Source organism: Streptomyces sp. NPDC040622 (genome assembly GCF_055593965.1).
Map to the genome: position 1 here is coordinate 1 of NZ_JBVIXD010000022.1, position 15,395 is coordinate 15,395.

General features: G+C 70.0%; 17 protein-coding genes. 7 read left to right on the forward strand and 10 right to left on the reverse strand.

The features are described from left to right. Nucleotides 1-107: 107 nt before the first annotated feature. Nucleotides 108-1,187: a hypothetical protein gene (locus ACZ592_RS37660; RefSeq protein ID WP_471586257.1), complete on the reverse strand. Its 1,080-nt coding sequence runs from the start codon at nucleotides 1,185-1,187 to the stop codon at nucleotides 108-110. Nucleotides 1,188-1,480: 293 nt separating this feature from the next. Here ACZ592_RS37660 and ACZ592_RS37665 point away from each other — a divergent pair, with 293 nt between their 5' ends. Next, nucleotides 1,481-1,672, forward strand: coding sequence for a hypothetical protein (locus ACZ592_RS37665; protein WP_471586258.1), 192 nt, complete (start codon nucleotides 1,481-1,483; stop codon nucleotides 1,670-1,672). A 202-nt stretch (nucleotides 1,673-1,874) separates the two neighbouring features. On the opposite strand, the gene ACZ592_RS37670 is transcribed toward ACZ592_RS37665, so the two are convergent. Then, nucleotides 1,875-2,231: a hypothetical protein gene (locus tag ACZ592_RS37670; protein ID WP_471586259.1), complete on the reverse strand. Its 357-nt coding sequence runs from the start codon at nucleotides 2,229-2,231 to the stop codon at nucleotides 1,875-1,877. Between the two features lie 77 nt (nucleotides 2,232-2,308). Then, a complete protein-coding gene (locus ACZ592_RS37675; RefSeq protein ID WP_471586260.1) occupies nucleotides 2,309-2,860 on the reverse strand; it encodes a 2'-5' RNA ligase family protein in 552 nt (183 codons plus the stop codon). A gap of 356 nt (nucleotides 2,861-3,216) precedes the next feature. Between ACZ592_RS37675 and ACZ592_RS37680 the strand changes: the two genes are divergently transcribed. From ACZ592_RS37680 to ACZ592_RS37690, 3 genes are all read left to right on the forward strand, one after another. Continuing rightward, nucleotides 3,217-3,534, forward strand: coding sequence for a hypothetical protein (locus tag ACZ592_RS37680; RefSeq protein WP_471586261.1), 318 nt, complete (start codon nucleotides 3,217-3,219; stop codon nucleotides 3,532-3,534). Between the two features lie 13 nt (nucleotides 3,535-3,547). Then, on the forward strand, nucleotides 3,548-4,084 hold the full coding sequence (locus tag ACZ592_RS37685) for a pyridoxamine 5'-phosphate oxidase family protein (protein WP_471586262.1): 537 nt from the start codon (nucleotides 3,548-3,550) through the stop codon (nucleotides 4,082-4,084). 200 nt (nucleotides 4,085-4,284) lie between these two features. Beyond that, nucleotides 4,285-4,956, forward strand: coding sequence for a hypothetical protein (locus ACZ592_RS37690; protein WP_471586263.1), 672 nt, complete (start codon nucleotides 4,285-4,287; stop codon nucleotides 4,954-4,956). Between the two features lie 288 nt (nucleotides 4,957-5,244). Here ACZ592_RS37690 and ACZ592_RS37695 read toward each other — a convergent pair whose 3' ends face one another. Continuing rightward, nucleotides 5,245-5,808 (reverse strand): GNAT family N-acetyltransferase, encoded by a 564-nt coding sequence (locus ACZ592_RS37695; RefSeq protein ID WP_471586264.1) that lies wholly within the window; start codon nucleotides 5,806-5,808, stop codon nucleotides 5,245-5,247. Nucleotides 5,809-6,084: 276 nt separating this feature from the next. Between ACZ592_RS37695 and ACZ592_RS37700 the strand changes: the two genes are divergently transcribed. Both ACZ592_RS37700 and ACZ592_RS37705 read left to right on the forward strand, forming a co-directional pair. Next, nucleotides 6,085-6,666: an RNA polymerase sigma factor gene (locus ACZ592_RS37700; protein WP_471586265.1), complete on the forward strand. Its 582-nt coding sequence runs from the start codon at nucleotides 6,085-6,087 to the stop codon at nucleotides 6,664-6,666. After that, entirely contained in the window at nucleotides 6,663-7,751 is a 1,089-nt protein-coding gene (locus tag ACZ592_RS37705) for a hypothetical protein (protein WP_471586266.1), read from the forward strand. Before ACZ592_RS37700 ends, ACZ592_RS37705 begins: the two co-directional genes overlap by 4 nt. A 399-nt stretch (nucleotides 7,752-8,150) precedes the next feature. On the opposite strand, the gene ACZ592_RS37710 is transcribed toward ACZ592_RS37705, so the two are convergent. The 3 genes from ACZ592_RS37710 to ACZ592_RS37720 form a co-directional block, all read right to left on the reverse strand. Then, complete coding sequence (locus ACZ592_RS37710; RefSeq protein ID WP_471586303.1) at nucleotides 8,151-10,121, reverse strand: ABC transporter ATP-binding protein; 1,971 nt, start codon at nucleotides 10,119-10,121, stop codon at nucleotides 8,151-8,153. 23 nt (nucleotides 10,122-10,144) lie between these two features. After that, the gene (locus ACZ592_RS37715; RefSeq protein ID WP_471586267.1) at nucleotides 10,145-10,771 is read right to left on the reverse strand and encodes an NUDIX domain-containing protein; all 627 of its coding nucleotides are present in this window, start codon (nucleotides 10,769-10,771) and stop codon (nucleotides 10,145-10,147) included. A gap of 645 nt (nucleotides 10,772-11,416) precedes the next feature. Further along, nucleotides 11,417-11,992, reverse strand: coding sequence for a CGNR zinc finger domain-containing protein (locus ACZ592_RS37720; RefSeq protein WP_471586268.1), 576 nt, complete (start codon nucleotides 11,990-11,992; stop codon nucleotides 11,417-11,419). A 103-nt stretch (nucleotides 11,993-12,095) separates the two neighbouring features. Between ACZ592_RS37720 and ACZ592_RS37725 the strand changes: the two genes are divergently transcribed. Next, nucleotides 12,096-13,268, forward strand: coding sequence for an epoxide hydrolase family protein (locus ACZ592_RS37725; RefSeq protein WP_471586269.1), 1,173 nt, complete (start codon nucleotides 12,096-12,098; stop codon nucleotides 13,266-13,268). A gap of 82 nt (nucleotides 13,269-13,350) precedes the next feature. Here ACZ592_RS37725 and ACZ592_RS37730 read toward each other — a convergent pair whose 3' ends face one another. The 3 genes from ACZ592_RS37730 to ACZ592_RS37740 form a co-directional block, all read right to left on the reverse strand. Next, entirely contained in the window at nucleotides 13,351-13,665 is a 315-nt protein-coding gene (locus ACZ592_RS37730) for a hypothetical protein (protein ID WP_471586270.1), read from the reverse strand. Nucleotides 13,666-13,892: 227 nt separating this feature from the next. Continuing rightward, on the reverse strand, nucleotides 13,893-14,192 hold the full coding sequence (locus ACZ592_RS37735; RefSeq protein WP_471586271.1) for a hypothetical protein: 300 nt from the start codon (nucleotides 14,190-14,192) through the stop codon (nucleotides 13,893-13,895). Nucleotides 14,193-14,237: 45 nt separating this feature from the next. Next, nucleotides 14,238-15,230, reverse strand: a complete 993-nt coding sequence (locus ACZ592_RS37740; protein WP_471586272.1) for an ArsR/SmtB family transcription factor — start codon at nucleotides 15,228-15,230, stop codon at nucleotides 14,238-14,240. Nucleotides 15,231-15,395 lie beyond the last annotated feature (165 nt).

Below are 15,395 nucleotides of genomic sequence, written 5' to 3' on the forward strand. Positions count from 1 at the left end.
GGCCCGGCAAGACCCGCCGGACGGTCGGAGCACCTCCGGACTGCCGGCTCGGCGGACGCTCGCTGCTCCGACGGGAATTGTCAGACGGGCGCTAGCGGAAAGGACGGTCAGCGGCGGCCCAATGCGCCCGGGACCAGGTTGGCGTCACATCTGGGACAGTCCGCGCTCTTCATCTTGATCGGGTGTACGAGGAGATCGCAGACGAGACAGATGTAGGCGTTGACCTCGGAGGGGCGCCTGCCCCGGGGCGCGTCCAGGAAGACCTGGCCGTCGCTGCTCCTGACGCAGAAACTGCCGCACCCGTCGCACGCCCAGTCCCGGTCGAAGGTCGTGGACAGGGTCCGGCACACCGGGCATCCCGTACGGCGTTCTTCCTTGGTCCAGGGCAGTTCATCGGCGACGAGGGCCGCCTCGGCCGCCGGAGGGGGCGTGGGGGGAGCGAACCGCAGCGCCGTGTACCCGCTCGCGTCGGCGAGCGACTTCGGCATGGCCGTGCGAGGGCCCCCGGGTTCCATGGCCACGCCCGGCATGTCCGGGAGCGACGTGCTGCCCTTTGACGGATCGAGTCCGTCTTCGAGCCACTGATAGAGGAGCGCGCCCACCTTGGCCATGGCCACGGTCGGGTCGGCCCCCTCCTGCGCCTGCTCCGCCACGGTTGCCATGACGTTGAACAGGACGCTCTCGACGGCCTCGCGGGGGAGAGCCTGTTCGTGAAGGTCTTGACCCGAGGTGTCCCGCGGGGCGGGTTCCGCGTGGGCGTCGCGAGCGGGATCCTCGCCGTTGCCACGGGGTTCAGGAGGCGGCACGACGGAGAGGGCGACGGGTTCTTCGCCGTGGGTTCGCAAGGCTCTGCGGGCGGGAGCCGCCTTCTGTTCGGCGCGTTTGACGTTACGCCAGCGCTCGCGCCATTCGTCCAGCACCGCCGGATCGCCGGGCCGCAGCTGCCGGATCAGCTCAACGACGAAGTCGAGCTTGGGGAGGCGGCGCCCCTGGAACACTTCGGTGAGCGAGGAGGCGGGCAAGGAACAGCGTCCTGCGGCTTTCGCGCCCTTGGTGAGGTCGGAGCGAGGCGGGGCTCCGCAGTCGATGTGCAGCAGGCCGAGGGCCTCGGCGAACTCGCGGAGGGACCGGTCGTGGGCCGCTATCAGCTCAGCCGCCTCTGTCCGCTCTAACGCGTGGTCGGGCAAGGCCGTGTCCTCTCCCCTGAGTAGGGAAAGCGTAGGGGCCCGTTGTCGAACATTCCCGCCGTTCGGCGAACTTCCTCGAACTTCGCGGAGGCTCGGTGAAGTTCGAGGACAGCTCTGCGCTTTTCGGCGGCAGACCTCCAGTTTTCGGGGACCGGCCCGCACGGTTCGGATTCGTGCGGGTCCGGACCGATTCCTGGATCGGCGGCAGGCACCTGCGGTGCCATGGAGTCGGCCGCACAGTCCTGCCCGGCGTCCGGGGCCTCCAGGCGGAGCGGGAGAAGAGGAAGAGGGCCGTGAACGAGAACGAGAAGAGCGAGCCGGTGACCGGCGAGCCGGCGACCTGGCAGCTGAGTCTGGGGAGGCATGGCTTGCGCGTGGACGCAGGAAGGCACCTCCGGCTGTCGATGTCGCTGACTCTGATCGGCTGGCTCGCCAGCACGGGCGGCCTCGTGGGAGCGGTCTCCCACTGGAGTCTGTTCGTGTAGTGAGGCGGGAAAGGGGCCCATCTCGGAGATCGCGGTGGGCCTTTTCAGATGGTCGGCTGCAGGCTTTGCATCATGTGCGGAAGGTGTCGCCGGGCTTCAGGGTCTCGGCGCGTTCGGCGTGCTGATGAAGAAGTCGCCGGAACGCACGACCTGGCAGTCGACCAGCCCGGCCCCGGCCGTTTCATCGGTACGGAACGCGGCGTCAAAACGGCCGGGCGCGTCGACTGCTGGGACTTGGCGGCGCGGTCGGCGAAATCGCCGACGCCTTGGTGAAGTACCACTTGGACTTCGAACGGGATGGCCAGACGGTATCCAGCACGGTGACAGGCAGTTCGTCCCGGGCGGTGGCCATCGCCGACGGTGCCAACCCGAGCTCGACGCCTTGTAGTCCGCGGCCGACGAGCAGCGCCACGGTCAGCGACCACTGCGCCGTCCTCAGCGCCTCATGAAAGTCGCGGGCAACCGTGGGGATGAGCGGAGCACCGAACGAGCTGCTGATGCGGGAGACCAGCGTGGCCGGCACCGGCACCGGCACCGGCACCGGCACCGGCACCGGCACCGGTCCGATCAGCGTGCGCTGCGACGCCTCTCGGTCAGCACGTAGGACCCTTGGTCCGCCGCGCGCCGATCAGTCGCTCAACAACCTCGCCAACCATGAGTCCCCAAAGCGGCGAGGGACACATCGGCCAGGTTCTGCCAACCGTCGGATGTGAGAGCGACCACGTGCACGGCGGACACCTCGGTGCTGATCGGGAGGCGGCCGGTGGCGCGACGCGCGATGTCGGCGGCGGTGGAGGCATCCGCGTCCAGTGACACGGTGAGGTGCACCGGCGGGTCCTGCCCGAACCGGCCCCCGTAGGGGATCTGTTCGGGGAACGCGGCGCGAAGGGCGGTGGCCAGGCTGTGCAGTTCGGGCACCGGGACGCCGACGAACCCACCGGTCCGCTCCACCTCGGTCAGTCGGACGGGAATCCGCCCGGCCCCTGGGGCGGCCCGCACCAGCGCGGCCCGCAACCGCTCGAGCTCCTTCGCACCGATCAGGTCGGCAGGCAGCCAGGGGTAGAGCAGCGTGGCATGTGCGGGGACGCCCGGCCGCACCGCCCGCGCGTCCACTTGGGCGGCCAGTTCCAGCAGCGGTTCGGCCTCCGGCAACAGTGCCAGGACAGCCGTCGTTCCCGGTACGGGCATCGTGGTCCTCACCCCGCCTCTCGCGTCGATTCGCGCCGCATCAACCTGAGGCAGAGAGGTCCGCGTACCTGGAGGTATGACGACGTGCGTGACCGGGCGCTTCGCGTGCTCGAAGCGATCTTCGGCACCGGTCGCTGAGCCATAGTGTCACTGACGGAGTGCCTCCGGGTGCTCCCGACTGAGGAGGTTACTGGGGCGACAAGACGCCGTCCTGCTCGACCACCGCTTCTCCTTGGGCCAGGCGGCCATCGGCCGTGCTCAGAGGTCGAGGGCGCGGGCGGATTCCTCGGCTGCGGATGCCCCGCGGGGGTGCATGATCTGCTCGTAGCCCTTGACCGTCCGGTCAAGGTTTGTTCGTGGGTCACGGAATCGACGATGGCGGCGGCGAGGTCGACCGCGTCGATCAGTGCGAGGTCGCGCCTTGGCCGACGGTGGCGTACGGCGCCGGCTTCCCGAGTCCCATCCGCCCGACGCCCGACGCCCGACGCCCGACGCCCGACGCCCGGTGCGCCGGTGAACCGGTCACCGGGCCTCGCGCCATCGAACAATTGGCCGCACAATCCGCCGCCCTCGCCCCGGTCTGCGTGCTCGCCTGCGGAGGAGCCGCCGTCTTCGAGCCCGTGGCGGCGGTCGCGGCCAAACGGACAGCAGGTCTGCCGGCGGGGTCGACCTAGGTCGAAGGTCGGGGTGTTCGGTGGCGGTGGCAAGGCCGAGCATCGAGAGGTGACGCCTCCTCCCTTTGACATTGATGTCTTCCTCGGCCGGCCGCTCACCGCGCGCATCGCCACCGACGGGCCGAGCGTGCGGCCCGTGTGGTTTCTGTGGGAGGAAGGCGCCTTCTGGGTGCTGACCGGGCCCTGGACCAAGCTGTTCCACCGGCTGGGAGCGGATGCGCGGATCGCTCTGGTGGTGGACGTATGTGACATCGCCACGGGCCTGGTCCAGCAGGTCACCGCCCGTGGCCGTGCCGAACTCGTGCCCTTCGACGTTCCGCGCGGGCGCCGCAAGTTGGTCCGTTATCTGGGCGCGGACGAGTCCCGCTGGGATCCACGCTTCGTCCGTTACCTGTACGACGATCCTGAACAGCGCGGAACGGTGTGGCTGCGGATGGCCCCTTCGTCCCTGACGGCCCACGATCTGAGCTATGCGGTCACGGCCGTGTCAGGCGACGCTCACCCGGCTGCGAACCGGGCCCCGCTTCCTCGCGTCTCCCTCACGGAGTGACCCCTGACACACACCCGTGTGGTGATCTACGGGGCACCGTTACATAACCTTCAAGTGGATGCAATGGTCGGTGATTTACCTTTATTTCGCACTCGCCGGACAACAGAGAGAAACACGTCTGTACCGCGCACATCCACTCGACCGGTGGGTTCGCGTCGCGCGAGAGCAGCCACCGCATCGTGAAGGGGAACACCGCCGTTATGCGCACCGTCACTCACCGCCGCAGCGCCCTGCGTACCGCCACCATCTCGGTCATCGCCGGTACGGCCCTGCTGGCTCCGGCCGCAGCGGCCCTGGCGAGCTCGCCCGCCTCCGAGCGTCCCGCCGCCGTACAGCCCGCCGCGGCCGCCGCCGCGAAGACGATCAAGATCGACATCGGCGCCGACGTCGTGATCACCGTCAAGGGCGGTCAGCCGTACTACAACGGCAAGGTCATCAAGCCGGGGCAGACCGTCGAGGACGGCATTTACGTGCACCTGAGCGCCGACGGCAAGCGCCTGTACAGCAAGACGCAGGGCGGCGGCGTTCCGTACACGATCTGGGACGTCAAGACCGGCAAGAAGCTCGGCACCCAGAAGACCAGCCCCACCGCGAAGGCGAAGGCCTCGCTGACCGCCAAGCCGTCCGCGACCTCCGTGAAGGCCTGGCAGGAACTGCGCGTCAGCGGCAAGGCGACGGGCATCAAGGCCGGCAGCAAGGTGAGCCTGCAGCAGAAGCAGCGCGGCGCGTGGAAGACGCTGCCCGCCAGCACGACCGTCAACAAGTCCGGCGCGTACTCCCTGCGCGTCAAGCTCGGCCTGAAGGGCAAGAACGACCTCCGCGTGCAGAGCGGCGCCACCCTGTCGCCGGTCTTCAACGTGACCGTGCGCTAAGAAGCCGTCGCGGCGCGAGCCTCGGGCGGGTGACCCCGCCGACGCCGACGCCGACGCCGACGCCGACGCCGACGCCGAGGGCGCGGAGCGCGGAGCGCGGAGCGCGGAGCGCGCCGACAGTGAAGGATTCGATCGCCGTGGCCCGGGTGCGGGCCACGGCGTCGTCGTGATGCGCCGGGTCCGAGACCTCCTGGACGGCCGGGGTGGAGTGGCGGACTCCGCGTCGCCGGGTTCAGAGAGGGGTTCAGAGGGCCTTCGCCCCTGCCGAGCGCACCGTACGCACGATGGCTACTGCTGCTCCCATTGCTCCTTGGTGATCTCGTACCGTACGCCTCCGTGCTCGGAGCCCTCGATCATCTCCATGTCGGAGGGGGTGGCGATGGTGGCCGCGAGTGTCATGGCGAGCTTCTCCATGATGTTGCGCGAGCCTTGGTTCACGGACATCGTCTCGGCCCAGACCATGCGCACGCCGAGCTCCGTGAACGCCTTGCCCAACAAGGCCCGCGAGCCCTCGGTGGCGTACCCCTTGCCCCACGCCGTCTGCCGCAGCCGATAGCCGAGTTCGACTTCGTCCAGCGGCCCCTCCGGCTCGGGGCGCAGGATGAACCAGCCGACGAACGCGCCGCCGTCCTTCTCCTGCGCGGCGAAAAGCCCGAGGTCACCGCCCCACTTCTCGTAGCCGCCGAGGATGTTCGGCAGGTGGCGCTCACGGACGAGCTCCGGCGCGGTCGGAATGCCGCCGCTCAGATAGCGCATCACCGCCGGGTCGCTGTCCAGCTCGATCAGCAGGTCCGCGTCGTCGGCGGTGAAGCGCCGCAGGGTGAGGCGCTCGGTCTCCAGGTAGATGTCCACGAGTCGATCATGCCTAGAGCGCGTCCGGCAGCCCAGTGATTTTCCCCGGCGGCTTGGGAGGCATTGCCCCGCATCGTACGCCCGTCCCCCCGGCGGCTCCTGCTCAGGTCAGTTGCCGGCCGATCCCGTTGTCCTCCTCATGCGAGACGATCGGGCCGGCCCAACAAGCCTCTTGTGCCTCTTGCGCGGGGCGACGACGGGGTTCGCGAACGCTGCGGGCAGCTGACGCCAAGTACGGGATGAGACCGCCGACCGGCGGTCGGAGAAGGAGGGCCCGTGACACCGGACGAACGGGACGGCCCGGCAACGTACGACGCGACCCCGGACGAGGACTTGCTGACTCGTGCCGCACGGGACGCCTCGGCCTTCGAGCCGCTCGTGCGGCGCCACTCGGCGGCGCTGCACGGCTACTTCGCGCGGCGTGCGCCGCACGCGGCGGACGATCTGCTGGCCGAGGCCTGGCTCCAGGCCTACACCACCCGCCACGGCTTCGACGCGAGCCGCGGACCCGCGCGCGCCTGGCTGTTCGGCGTGGCCAGGAACGTCCTGTCGGCGCACTGGCGGCGTACCGAACGACAGCGGCCAGGACCGGCCGGCGACAGCCGCGACGACCCATGGGAAGCGGTGGACGCGCGGCTCGACGCGGCAGCCGTCGCGCCACGGCTGCGCACCCTGCTGATGGAACTCCCCGCCGAGGAGCGCGAGTTGCTGCTGCTCGTCGCCTGGGAACAACTGACACCCGGCGAGGCCGCCGCGGTCGTCGGCATCCCGGCGGGCACCGCCCGCTCACGGCTGTACCGCGCCCGGCACCGGCTGCGCGCCGACGCCCCCCTCAAGCTGACAGGAGACCTGGCATGAGCGAACGCACCGAGTCCAACGAATCCGCCGAACTCACCGACCCCACCGAACTCATCGATCTCTCCGGATCCACCAGCCCGCTCGACTTCCCCGGTGCCGCGGAGCTGATCGCGGCGGGCGCCGTGGCGCCGCCCTCTCCCGGAACGGTGGCGTCCGCGCAGGCGACGGTGGCCCGCGCCGCGCGTGACGAGAGGGCCCTCGCCACGCGGACCGGGACCCTCTCCGCCGCACGGCCCGAGGTGGCTCCCGTGCCGTTGGCCGCGCGGCTTTGCCCCCGCATGCGCGGGCGAAGGCTGTTCGTCACCGCTGCCGCCGTGGCCGCGATCGCCGTGGGGGCCGTGGCGTATCCCGTCCTCGACATGGGCGGCGAGCCGGCGGCGACGGCCTCGGCGAGCCAGTTCCTCGACGACATGGCGGCGGTGGCGGCGGGGGCGCCCGCCACGCACCCGCCGTACTGGAAGGTACGGGTGGAGACGGCCAACCAGGACGACGGGCGGCGCACGGACACCACCTACTTCGACCGAGAGGGCCGCATCTGGTCCGTCGACGCGGACGGCACGGTCCACGAGCCCGCCGTCGGAAAGCAGGGCAAGCAGGCCGGGCAGGCCGCCGGGCAGGGCAAGCAGGGCAAGGTGAAGCGGTGGCCCGTGGGGGAGGAGTGGCTGTCCTGGCCGGCGCTGGACAAGCTGCCGACCAGTCAGAAGGCCCTCGCCGCGCTCTTCCCTGAGGACGCTGTCCGCCGGTTCGATCAGGTCGCGATCCTCCTGGAGGACTCCCCGGCGAGCCCCAAGCTGCGGGCGACGCTCTTCCGGATCCTCGCGGACACCCCCGGCGCGAAACTCGTCGGCGACGTGCGGGACAGCAAGGGCCGCGCCGGGGTCGCCGTCGAGATCACGCGCAATTCGTCGTTCAGTACGGGGTCAGGGACGGACAAGGACGTGACGAACCGGACGGCGAAGGACCGCTACGTCATCGATCCCGACACGGGACTCCTCCTGGAGACGACCCACGAACTCCGCGCCAAGGACACCCCGGCAGACCGCTACACCTGGCTGGAAGTGGGCCCGGCGGACCACATCGGCTAGTTCGGCTCCGCCTCGCCCCCGTGAGCACCCGGCGTGCATGCCGCGCCGGGTGCTCCTTCGGCGGCTCATCGCCCCGGGCCCGCATACTTGCCCTTGCCCTTGCCCTTGCCTTCGTCCTCTCAGTCAGGACTGCTGGCGCTTCCACGTGGTACCCCGTGCGCGGCGTCCAGCACGAGGGCCAGGAGCCGGTGGGTCTGTTCGGCGTTCTCCTCCAGGGCCGTGGACAGTGCGTGCGGTCGCCCCGGCCCTGTCTCGGCCCTGACGCCTCGACAGCCACTCGCGCCGCGCGCCGGTCCCGTTGGGGCGGCGCGAGACGCACGCCGACACCTTCGAGGCCATCGAGCACTGCCCCGAGCCCTGACCCGAGCACTGCCCCGAGCCCTGACCCGTGCGAGCCGGTCATGCGGGGTCCGTGACGCTGGGTGCGGTGGGGTTCGGGATGTCGGCGGTGGGGGCGGTGGGGGCGTACTGGGCGGCCTGGGTGCCGAACATGGCGGCGTACCGGCCGCGCGCGGCGATGAGGTCGTCGTGCGTGCCGTGTTCGGCGAGGCCTCCTTGGTCGAGGACGTAGATGTGGTCGGCGTGACGGACGGCTGACATCCTGTGGGTGACGAGGACGACGGCCCGGTGCGGCGCGGCCAGGCGGCGGATGCGGTCGAATGCCGCGATCTCGGCCTCGGGATCGAGCGCGGAGGTGGGCTCGTCCACGATGAGGACGCTGTCGGCCCGCGAGGTGGCGCTGCGCCAGTGCGTACGGGCCAGGCCCATCTTCTGCCATTCGCCGCCTGAGAGTTCGATGGCTCCGCGGAACAGACGGCCGAGCATGCTGTCCAGGCCGTTGGGGAGCTTGGCGGTCACCGGGCCGGCTCCGGCGTAGTCGACGGATGTCTGCAGGTCCTGCGCCGAGGCGTCGTGGCCGGGACGGCCGATGCGGATGTTCATCGCGGCGGTCACGGGCCACCGTTGGAAGTCCTGGGTGAGCAGGGAGACGCGGTCGAACACCTGGGAGCGCTTCAGCCCGGAGACGTCGGCCCCTCCCCACTTCACGGTTCCGGCCTGCGGCAGGAGCAGACCGGACAGAATCTTCATCAACGTGCTCTTGCCGGAGCCGTTCTCGCCCACCACGGCGGTGACCGACCCCATGGGGAAGGTGAGCGTCACGTCGTCCAGGGCCGGTGCGTCGCGGTCGGGGTACCGGTAGGTGACGTGTTCCAGGGAGACCTGCCCGACCTGGCCGGGGACGGGGCCGCCGGTCTGCGGGATGGCGCGTTGGGCGGCCTCGATCAGGAACCGCCCGTGGTCGCGGACGTAGAGGGACTCCTCGTGCAGCTGGTTGATGTTCATCACCAGGGCGCCCAGGCTCGCCGACCCGGTCCGCACCGCGATCACAGCGGTGCCGGCGACGGCGAGTCCCATGTGTCCGGCCATGATGAGCCAGATCATGCTTCCGTACGTGGCGGCCATCGCGAGCCCGGACAGCGCGGAGGCGACCCATTCGGTGACGGCCTTGCTGGACGCCAGGCGTTCCTGTTCCGACTCCGCGCTCGCGGCCATGCGCCGGTACCGGTCGAGGAGGAAGGGGCCGACGGCGTGGATGCGTACCTCTTGGGCGGCCGTCCGCTCGGTGAGCAGGTTCCCGATGAGACGGCTGGCCCGCAGGTGCTCGATCCAGCTCATCATCGACACATAGCGTTCCTGCGCGACCCGCATGGCGCCCCAGCTGCGGGGTGCGGCGATGACCAGCAGCATGGGCAGCAGCGCCGGATGCAGGACGGTGAGCACACCGGCCGTGGCGATCAGCGAGATGCTGCTGTTCAGCGCGGAGACACAGGCGCCGATCATGCGGCGCGCGGAGGCGGGCCCGTACTGGGCGATGTCGATCAGGCGGCGGAAGTCCGGATCGTCGATGGCCTCGAGCTCGACGGCGGTCGCCGCGGCCAGGTACTGCGTGGTGGCGATCCGCTCGACCTTCGGTTCCAGACGACCGGCCCGCGAGGTCGACCAGCCGGCCAGGGCGGAGTTCACGACGGCGACACCCGCGGCGGCGAGCAGGCCCGGCAGCAGGCCGTGCAGCCGCTCGACGGCGTCCCCCGCCCCCAACAGCGCGTGCATCACCGCGTTGACGGCAAGCAGACCGACCGCGGCGGCGATGCCCTGGCCGAGTTCGCTGATCGCCACGGCAACGAGTGCCCGGCGATCAGCGCTCCAGGCCATCCGCAGGGCGGCGCCCACGAGGTTGGGCATCTGGCGCAGTGCTGACCGCATGGTCAAGTCCAGCCCCGCGTGCTCGTGTTGGGACCAGCCCATGTCATAACGCAGTGGTCCGCCGAACAGCTCGCGCTCCGCATCGGAGACCTGAGGCTCGGCCATGCGGACCTTGCCGAAGAACCGCTTCACTCGCTTCCTCCCTGCGACGGCCAGTTCAGCGCCCGGTAGGACGGGCCGTGGATGAGCATGTGGAAGATGTGGGTGGTGTAGGGGTGGCAGTCGGCGGGCGGCTTCTCCATCGATACCCAGAACAGCCCTTCATGCTTGTCCGGCTCGGCGTTGTACGGTTCGCCGGCCCACGACTGCGCCACGAAGACCGCGGTGATCCGGTCCGTGCCGCCGGGCTGGTGGTGATGGAGAAGACCGCAGAACTCCTGACGGTCGGCGTCGACGCGCACCCCGGTCTTGGCCTGCGCTCCGCGGCGAGCCGCGTGGTCCAGCGGCTCGCCGGCGGCGAGGTGGCCGCCCACGACGGTGAGTTGTCCGGGCGCGAGGGCTGCGTCTGGCTCTGCCGACTTGTCCGGCCGCGCTGATTTCTCCGACTTCTCCGACTTCTCCGACTGCTCTTGCCCCTCTTGCCTCTCGTGCCTCCCTGGCTTACGGCGTACGCACAGGGCCGCGCCGTTGGACCGGAGCAGGATCTGTGCCACGTCCGCGATCAGCAGGAGCGGGGGAGCCTCGCTCGACGCCGTCCCTCCCGCGTGAGGCGCTCGACCGTGTGTCGGCCGCGGAAGACCGGTGGAGCCCGTCATGCCCGGTACCTCGTATCCGGACGTGACCCGTCGGAGAGAGCGGCGAGGGCGGTACGGGCGGCGAGGGTGACGTTGCCCGCGTGCGTGCCCATGGTGGCACCGGAATGTTCGAACACAGGATGAAGCAGCGCAGGACGGCGTGCGGGATGCATGACGATTCCTCGGGGTGAGAAGCGGACAGGTGATCGGGTAACGGGCCGCTTCTTGTCCCCGTCACGGGTGCACGGGGGCGAAATGTAGGACGGGATTTCGAATAGGGGTGTCCTGCCCTTCCGTGTCCGCGCGCAGGGAGCTGTGATGCTGTGTTCGATCACTCGTGTGGGTTCCGGTCCCTCCTGCGGGGGATTGCGGGCGCGGGTCGCGACGCGGAATCCAGCGGCGGGGACGCATTCTGGGCAGCGAGGCCGAGGACGAGGCCGAGGACGGCGCTCGGGGCATCTGGCTTCGGGCCGTCGCCCCCGAATTGCCCGAGGCGCGCAATCTGCGGACCTGGCTGGTGGCCCTGGCTGCCCGGAGCTCCTACTGCACGCCGCATCGGCTCGGGTCCGGCGCGAGGCCTGCGGCGGTCCTTGGCCGCCGCCGCTGACCGGGTCCGATGCCGCTGCCCCTGCGCTCAAAGCCCAGTTGGGCGCGCCGAGTCAACGGCTACTTCGCTGACGCGGGGTTCTTGCGCTGGTTGGCGTTGAAGCGCGCCTTCTTCTGGCGATTCCCGCACGTGTTCATGTCGCACCATCTGCGGGTGCGGCTCTGGCTGGTGTCGAAGAAGGCGGCCTGGCAGGTCGGCGATGCGCACAAGGCCAGTTTTCCGTCTCGTTCACCCGCGATGATGCTGACCGCGTCAGCAGCGATCACGCTGAGGGCGTCTTCGACGGAAGAAACGGTGCCGAGCTGCCATCGCCGCTCGCCCTCGGGCGTCAGGACGGCCGCGGCCCGGCCCTGAACGCTGCACTCGTTGATGACGTGGACGGCAGCCGCGGGGAGAGCGTCCTGGGTCGCGGCCGCTGTAGCGGCAGCGTGAATCGACTCCCTCAGCTCCCGGGCGCGGTCGAGCTGGGCCGTGGTGCAGGAGGCCACGGCGAGGCCGTACACCGCCAGCCAGTCGACGAGTCGCCGCGGTGCGGGAATGCGCTCCACAGCGTTGCCATGACGCTCCGACAGAGTCCCCGTGAAGCTGGTCGCCAGCACAGTGCCGAGGCGGAAGTCAGGGAACTCAGTAGGCATGGAACCACCTTAGCCGGTTGCGCTTCGGCGCGAAAGGAGAGTAGAACCGTCTTAGCCGGTTCCGCGAAGGCCGTGGCCGGTTCCGCGACGGCCAGGAGGTCTCATGCCCCGTCCGACCAGTGACGTGGAAGCTTTTGCAGCCCGTGCGACTGACGCCGACCTCGATGATCTGCGTGCGCGACTGGCCGCGGCGCGGCTGCCGGAGGCCGAGACGGTCCATCGCGCCGCGCCCGGCCCGCGCCGATGGGAACAGGGCGTTCCGCTCGCCGACCTCGTCGATGTCGTGAATTACTGGCGTACCGGATACGACTGGCGGGCGTTCGAGGAGCGCCTCAACCGGATCGGCCAGTTCCGCACGACGATCGATGATCTGGGGATCCACTTCCTGCACCGCCGGTCCACCCGCGCGGATGCCACCCCTCTGCTCCTGACGCACGGCTGGCCGGACAGCATTGCCCGGTTCACCGATGTGGTGGAGGAGTTGGCGGATCCGAAGGACGCGGCCGCGCCGGCGTTCCACGTCGTGGTTCCGTCGCTCCCGGGCTTCGGCTACAGCGACAAGCCGGCCATCACCGGGTGGGGAACCGAGAAGATCGCGGCCGCCTGGGTGGAACTGATGGGAAGGCTCGGATACAGCAAGTTCGTGGCCCACGGCGGTGACTGGGGAGGCAATATCACCACGGTCCTCGGCGGCAGGTTCCCGGCGCACGTTCTCGGCATCCACACCACGTTCGCGGAAGGACCGCCCGGGCTGACCACCGACGGGCTGACGCCGGTCGAGCGCGAATGGGCCGAGGAGACCCGCGATTTCTGGAGCCACCGCGCGGCCTACGCGAAGCAGCAGGCGACCCGGCCCCAGACCATCGGCTACTCGCTCGTCGATTCACCGGTCGGGCTCCTCGCCTGGATCCTCGACAAGTTCGCCGAGTGGTCGGACACCGAGGACAGCCCGTTCGAGACGATTTCCAGGGACAGCATCCTGGACGACGTCACCCTGTACTGGCTGACGCGGACCGGCGCATCGGCGGCCCGCATCTACTACGAAAGCCACAACTCACTGGATCCCGGCCTTCGGGTCGACGTCCCGTCGGCACTCACCATGTATCCCCGCGACGTCGAGAAGTGTCCGCGTCCCTGGGCACAGGAGCGGTACCGGCAGATCGTCCGGTGGACGGAACCCGAAAGCGGCGGCCATTTCCCGGCGCTGGAAGTTCCCGAGTATTTCGTCAACGACCTGCGAGAGGGCCTCGCGGCAGTGCTGGCCGCCAGTCAGTGAGCCTGGCGTGGTGACTCGTCGACTTGGCGACCAGACCTCGGTCATCGCCCGATCCGGCCCCGCGTTGCCCTCCCCAGCGTCGTCATCCCAGCTTCACGTTCTGCGCCTTCGTGACCGCGGCGGCGACCTTCGCGTCTCCGGGGCGGCCCTGGGCGAGGGCCATGCCGTCCACCGCGAAATAGACGGCGAGGGTGTCGCCGTGGCGGACGACCTGGGTGCGCATCGTGTGGGTGACGCCCTTGAACTTCATCGTGGCCCTGAAGGCGGTCGATCCATCCGCACCGGGCTGCGCGGCGGCGGAATCGGAGGCAACCGCGTCGTAGGTGCTGCTGCTGTTGCCCGCCGTCGCGGTGAAGCCCGCGGTACACGTGCCGACGGCCGTGGAGAGCTTGTCCATGGTGGCTTTCGCCGAGCCGTCCGCGTACGTGACGAGGGAGACTGACGGGACAGTCGGCGGCTTCCGTGACGGCTGTGTGAGGTGAGTGACGGGCCACCCAGGCGATTGGCGCGGCCAACATGTCCGGGCGGCTCGCTCACGACACGACGAGCGTCAAAGGACGGCGGTCCGCGATACCAAGAGTCCCGCGGCCGGCCCTGCCGTCCCGGTGAGCCGTGTACCGCGTCTCACCGATCGCCGCGGAAGCGGTCGCGGAGCTCGTCGCTGCAGTCCTCCTCGTCCGCGGGCCGGACTCGCGCGAAGGCCAGCAGGCCGTCTTCCCCTCCCTTGCCGTCCTGCCTGGCCTTGGCCGGCTGCGCCTCGATCTCCGCGATGTACTTGCCGCACTCGGCGCTGACAGGCTTCGCGGGCCGCGGGTCCGGTGCTGAGGAGGAGTTGAGCCCGACGGTGGCGGCTGTGCCGATCGCGCACGGCACCGCCCACGCGGCAACCCATGTGCGGCGGCTCATTCTTGTCGGTCCGGGCATCCAGGCATCCTACGAGCGCGGCAACGGTCCCTCGCCGCATTCCGGTCAGGCCGAGGACGGCGCGGACGGGATCTGTCCGACCGGGGATCCGGTGAGCAGATGGTCGCCGAGTTGAGTGAGTGTGTGGCGCATGTGGTGACGTTGCCTGGTGCTGGCGACGAGGCCGGCACGGCGCAGTACGGAGGCGTGCTCGCTGGCGGAGGAGAGGGACACGCCCGCGCAGTGGGCCAGCTCGCTGGTGGTGCGGGGCGTGCGGAGCGCCTGCAGGACTGCCGCGCGGGTGTGGCCGAGGAGCGGCGCCAGCCGGGTGTGCGCCGCGGCGGGCGTGTCGGAGCGGAGCGGTTGCGCGGGGTAGACCAGGACCGGCCACAGGGTCTCGTCCAGCAGGGCGACAGGAGTGCGACGGCAGAAGTAGGAGGGGACGAGCAGCAGTCCGCGCCCCTTCAGGTGAACGTCCCTCCTCACCGGGTAGTCCGCGCTCAGGACGGGGGATTGCCAGCGCAGCACGGGTACGAAGGTGCGCAGCATCTCCTCGGTTCCGAGCCGGCTCTGAGCCTCGGTCCGGTGGCGTCGGTCGTTCTCGATGCGGGCGGTGACGTCCCGCCAGCCCGGCTTCAGGACGGAGGCGTAGTAGTCGCGCAGGGGCCGGCCCAGGTGGTGCAGTGTGCTCGTCTCGCCCTCGGCCAGTTGCCGAACCCAGGAAGGCAGTGGGCTGTGGTGCGACAACAGGGCGAGTTCGCCGGTCAGTTGACGCCGCGGGGTGGCGAGTACGGCATCGATTCCGCACTCCAGCCCGCCCGAGGACTCGGCGGGCGTGAGGAAATCCGGGAAGTACCCGCGCGGTGGCATCAGTGGGGCCAGCATCCGCAGGGCGCGGATACCGCGCGGGCACCTGCGGCGGCGCCAGATGTCGAGGACCGGCTCCCGCCTCGTCTCGTGCAGTTGGTGCAGGCTCAGGACGGTCTCCCCACAGTGGGTCCGGTCCTCGGCGATCCTGGTGCGGGCTATGTCTGTGGAACCGAAATGAATACGTAGCACGGCATCCCCCGATTGTCCGCCACGTCGTCCCTGGCTGCTGTGTACCTGAGCTCCGCCCTCCTCCGACGGGCCGGAGCGCTGTTGTCCCTTCGCTGCGGTTGCCCTTTGACGGGGACGGCAGTGGCGACAATCACGGTTCCCAAGGCCTCATGCGGGTGACGGTTT

What these genes read in the sequence shown, in the direction of transcription:
- ACZ592_RS37710 (WP_471586303.1), bottom strand. Translation starts at nt 10,121, where the DNA reads ATGGCCGAGCCTCAGGTCTCCGATGCGGAGCGCGAGCTGTTCGGCGGA.
- ACZ592_RS37730 (WP_471586270.1), bottom strand. Translation starts at nt 13,665, where the DNA reads ATGGACAAGCTCTCCACGGCCGTCGGCACGTGTACCGCGGGCTTCACC.
- ACZ592_RS37705 (WP_471586266.1), top strand. Translation starts at nt 6,663, where the DNA reads ATGAGCGAACGCACCGAGTCCAACGAATCCGCCGAACTCACCGACCCC.
- ACZ592_RS37690 (WP_471586263.1), top strand. Translation starts at nt 4,285, where the DNA reads ATGCGCACCGTCACTCACCGCCGCAGCGCCCTGCGTACCGCCACCATC.
- ACZ592_RS37735 (WP_471586271.1), bottom strand. Translation starts at nt 14,192, where the DNA reads ATGCCCGGACCGACAAGAATGAGCCGCCGCACATGGGTTGCCGCGTGG.
- ACZ592_RS37715 (WP_471586267.1), bottom strand. Translation starts at nt 10,771, where the DNA reads ATGACGGGCTCCACCGGTCTTCCGCGGCCGACACACGGTCGAGCGCCT.
- ACZ592_RS37725 (WP_471586269.1), top strand. Translation starts at nt 12,096, where the DNA reads ATGCCCCGTCCGACCAGTGACGTGGAAGCTTTTGCAGCCCGTGCGACT.
- ACZ592_RS37720 (WP_471586268.1), bottom strand. Translation starts at nt 11,992, where the DNA reads ATGCCTACTGAGTTCCCTGACTTCCGCCTCGGCACTGTGCTGGCGACC.
- ACZ592_RS37675 (WP_471586260.1), bottom strand. Translation starts at nt 2,860, where the DNA reads ATGCCCGTACCGGGAACGACGGCTGTCCTGGCACTGTTGCCGGAGGCC.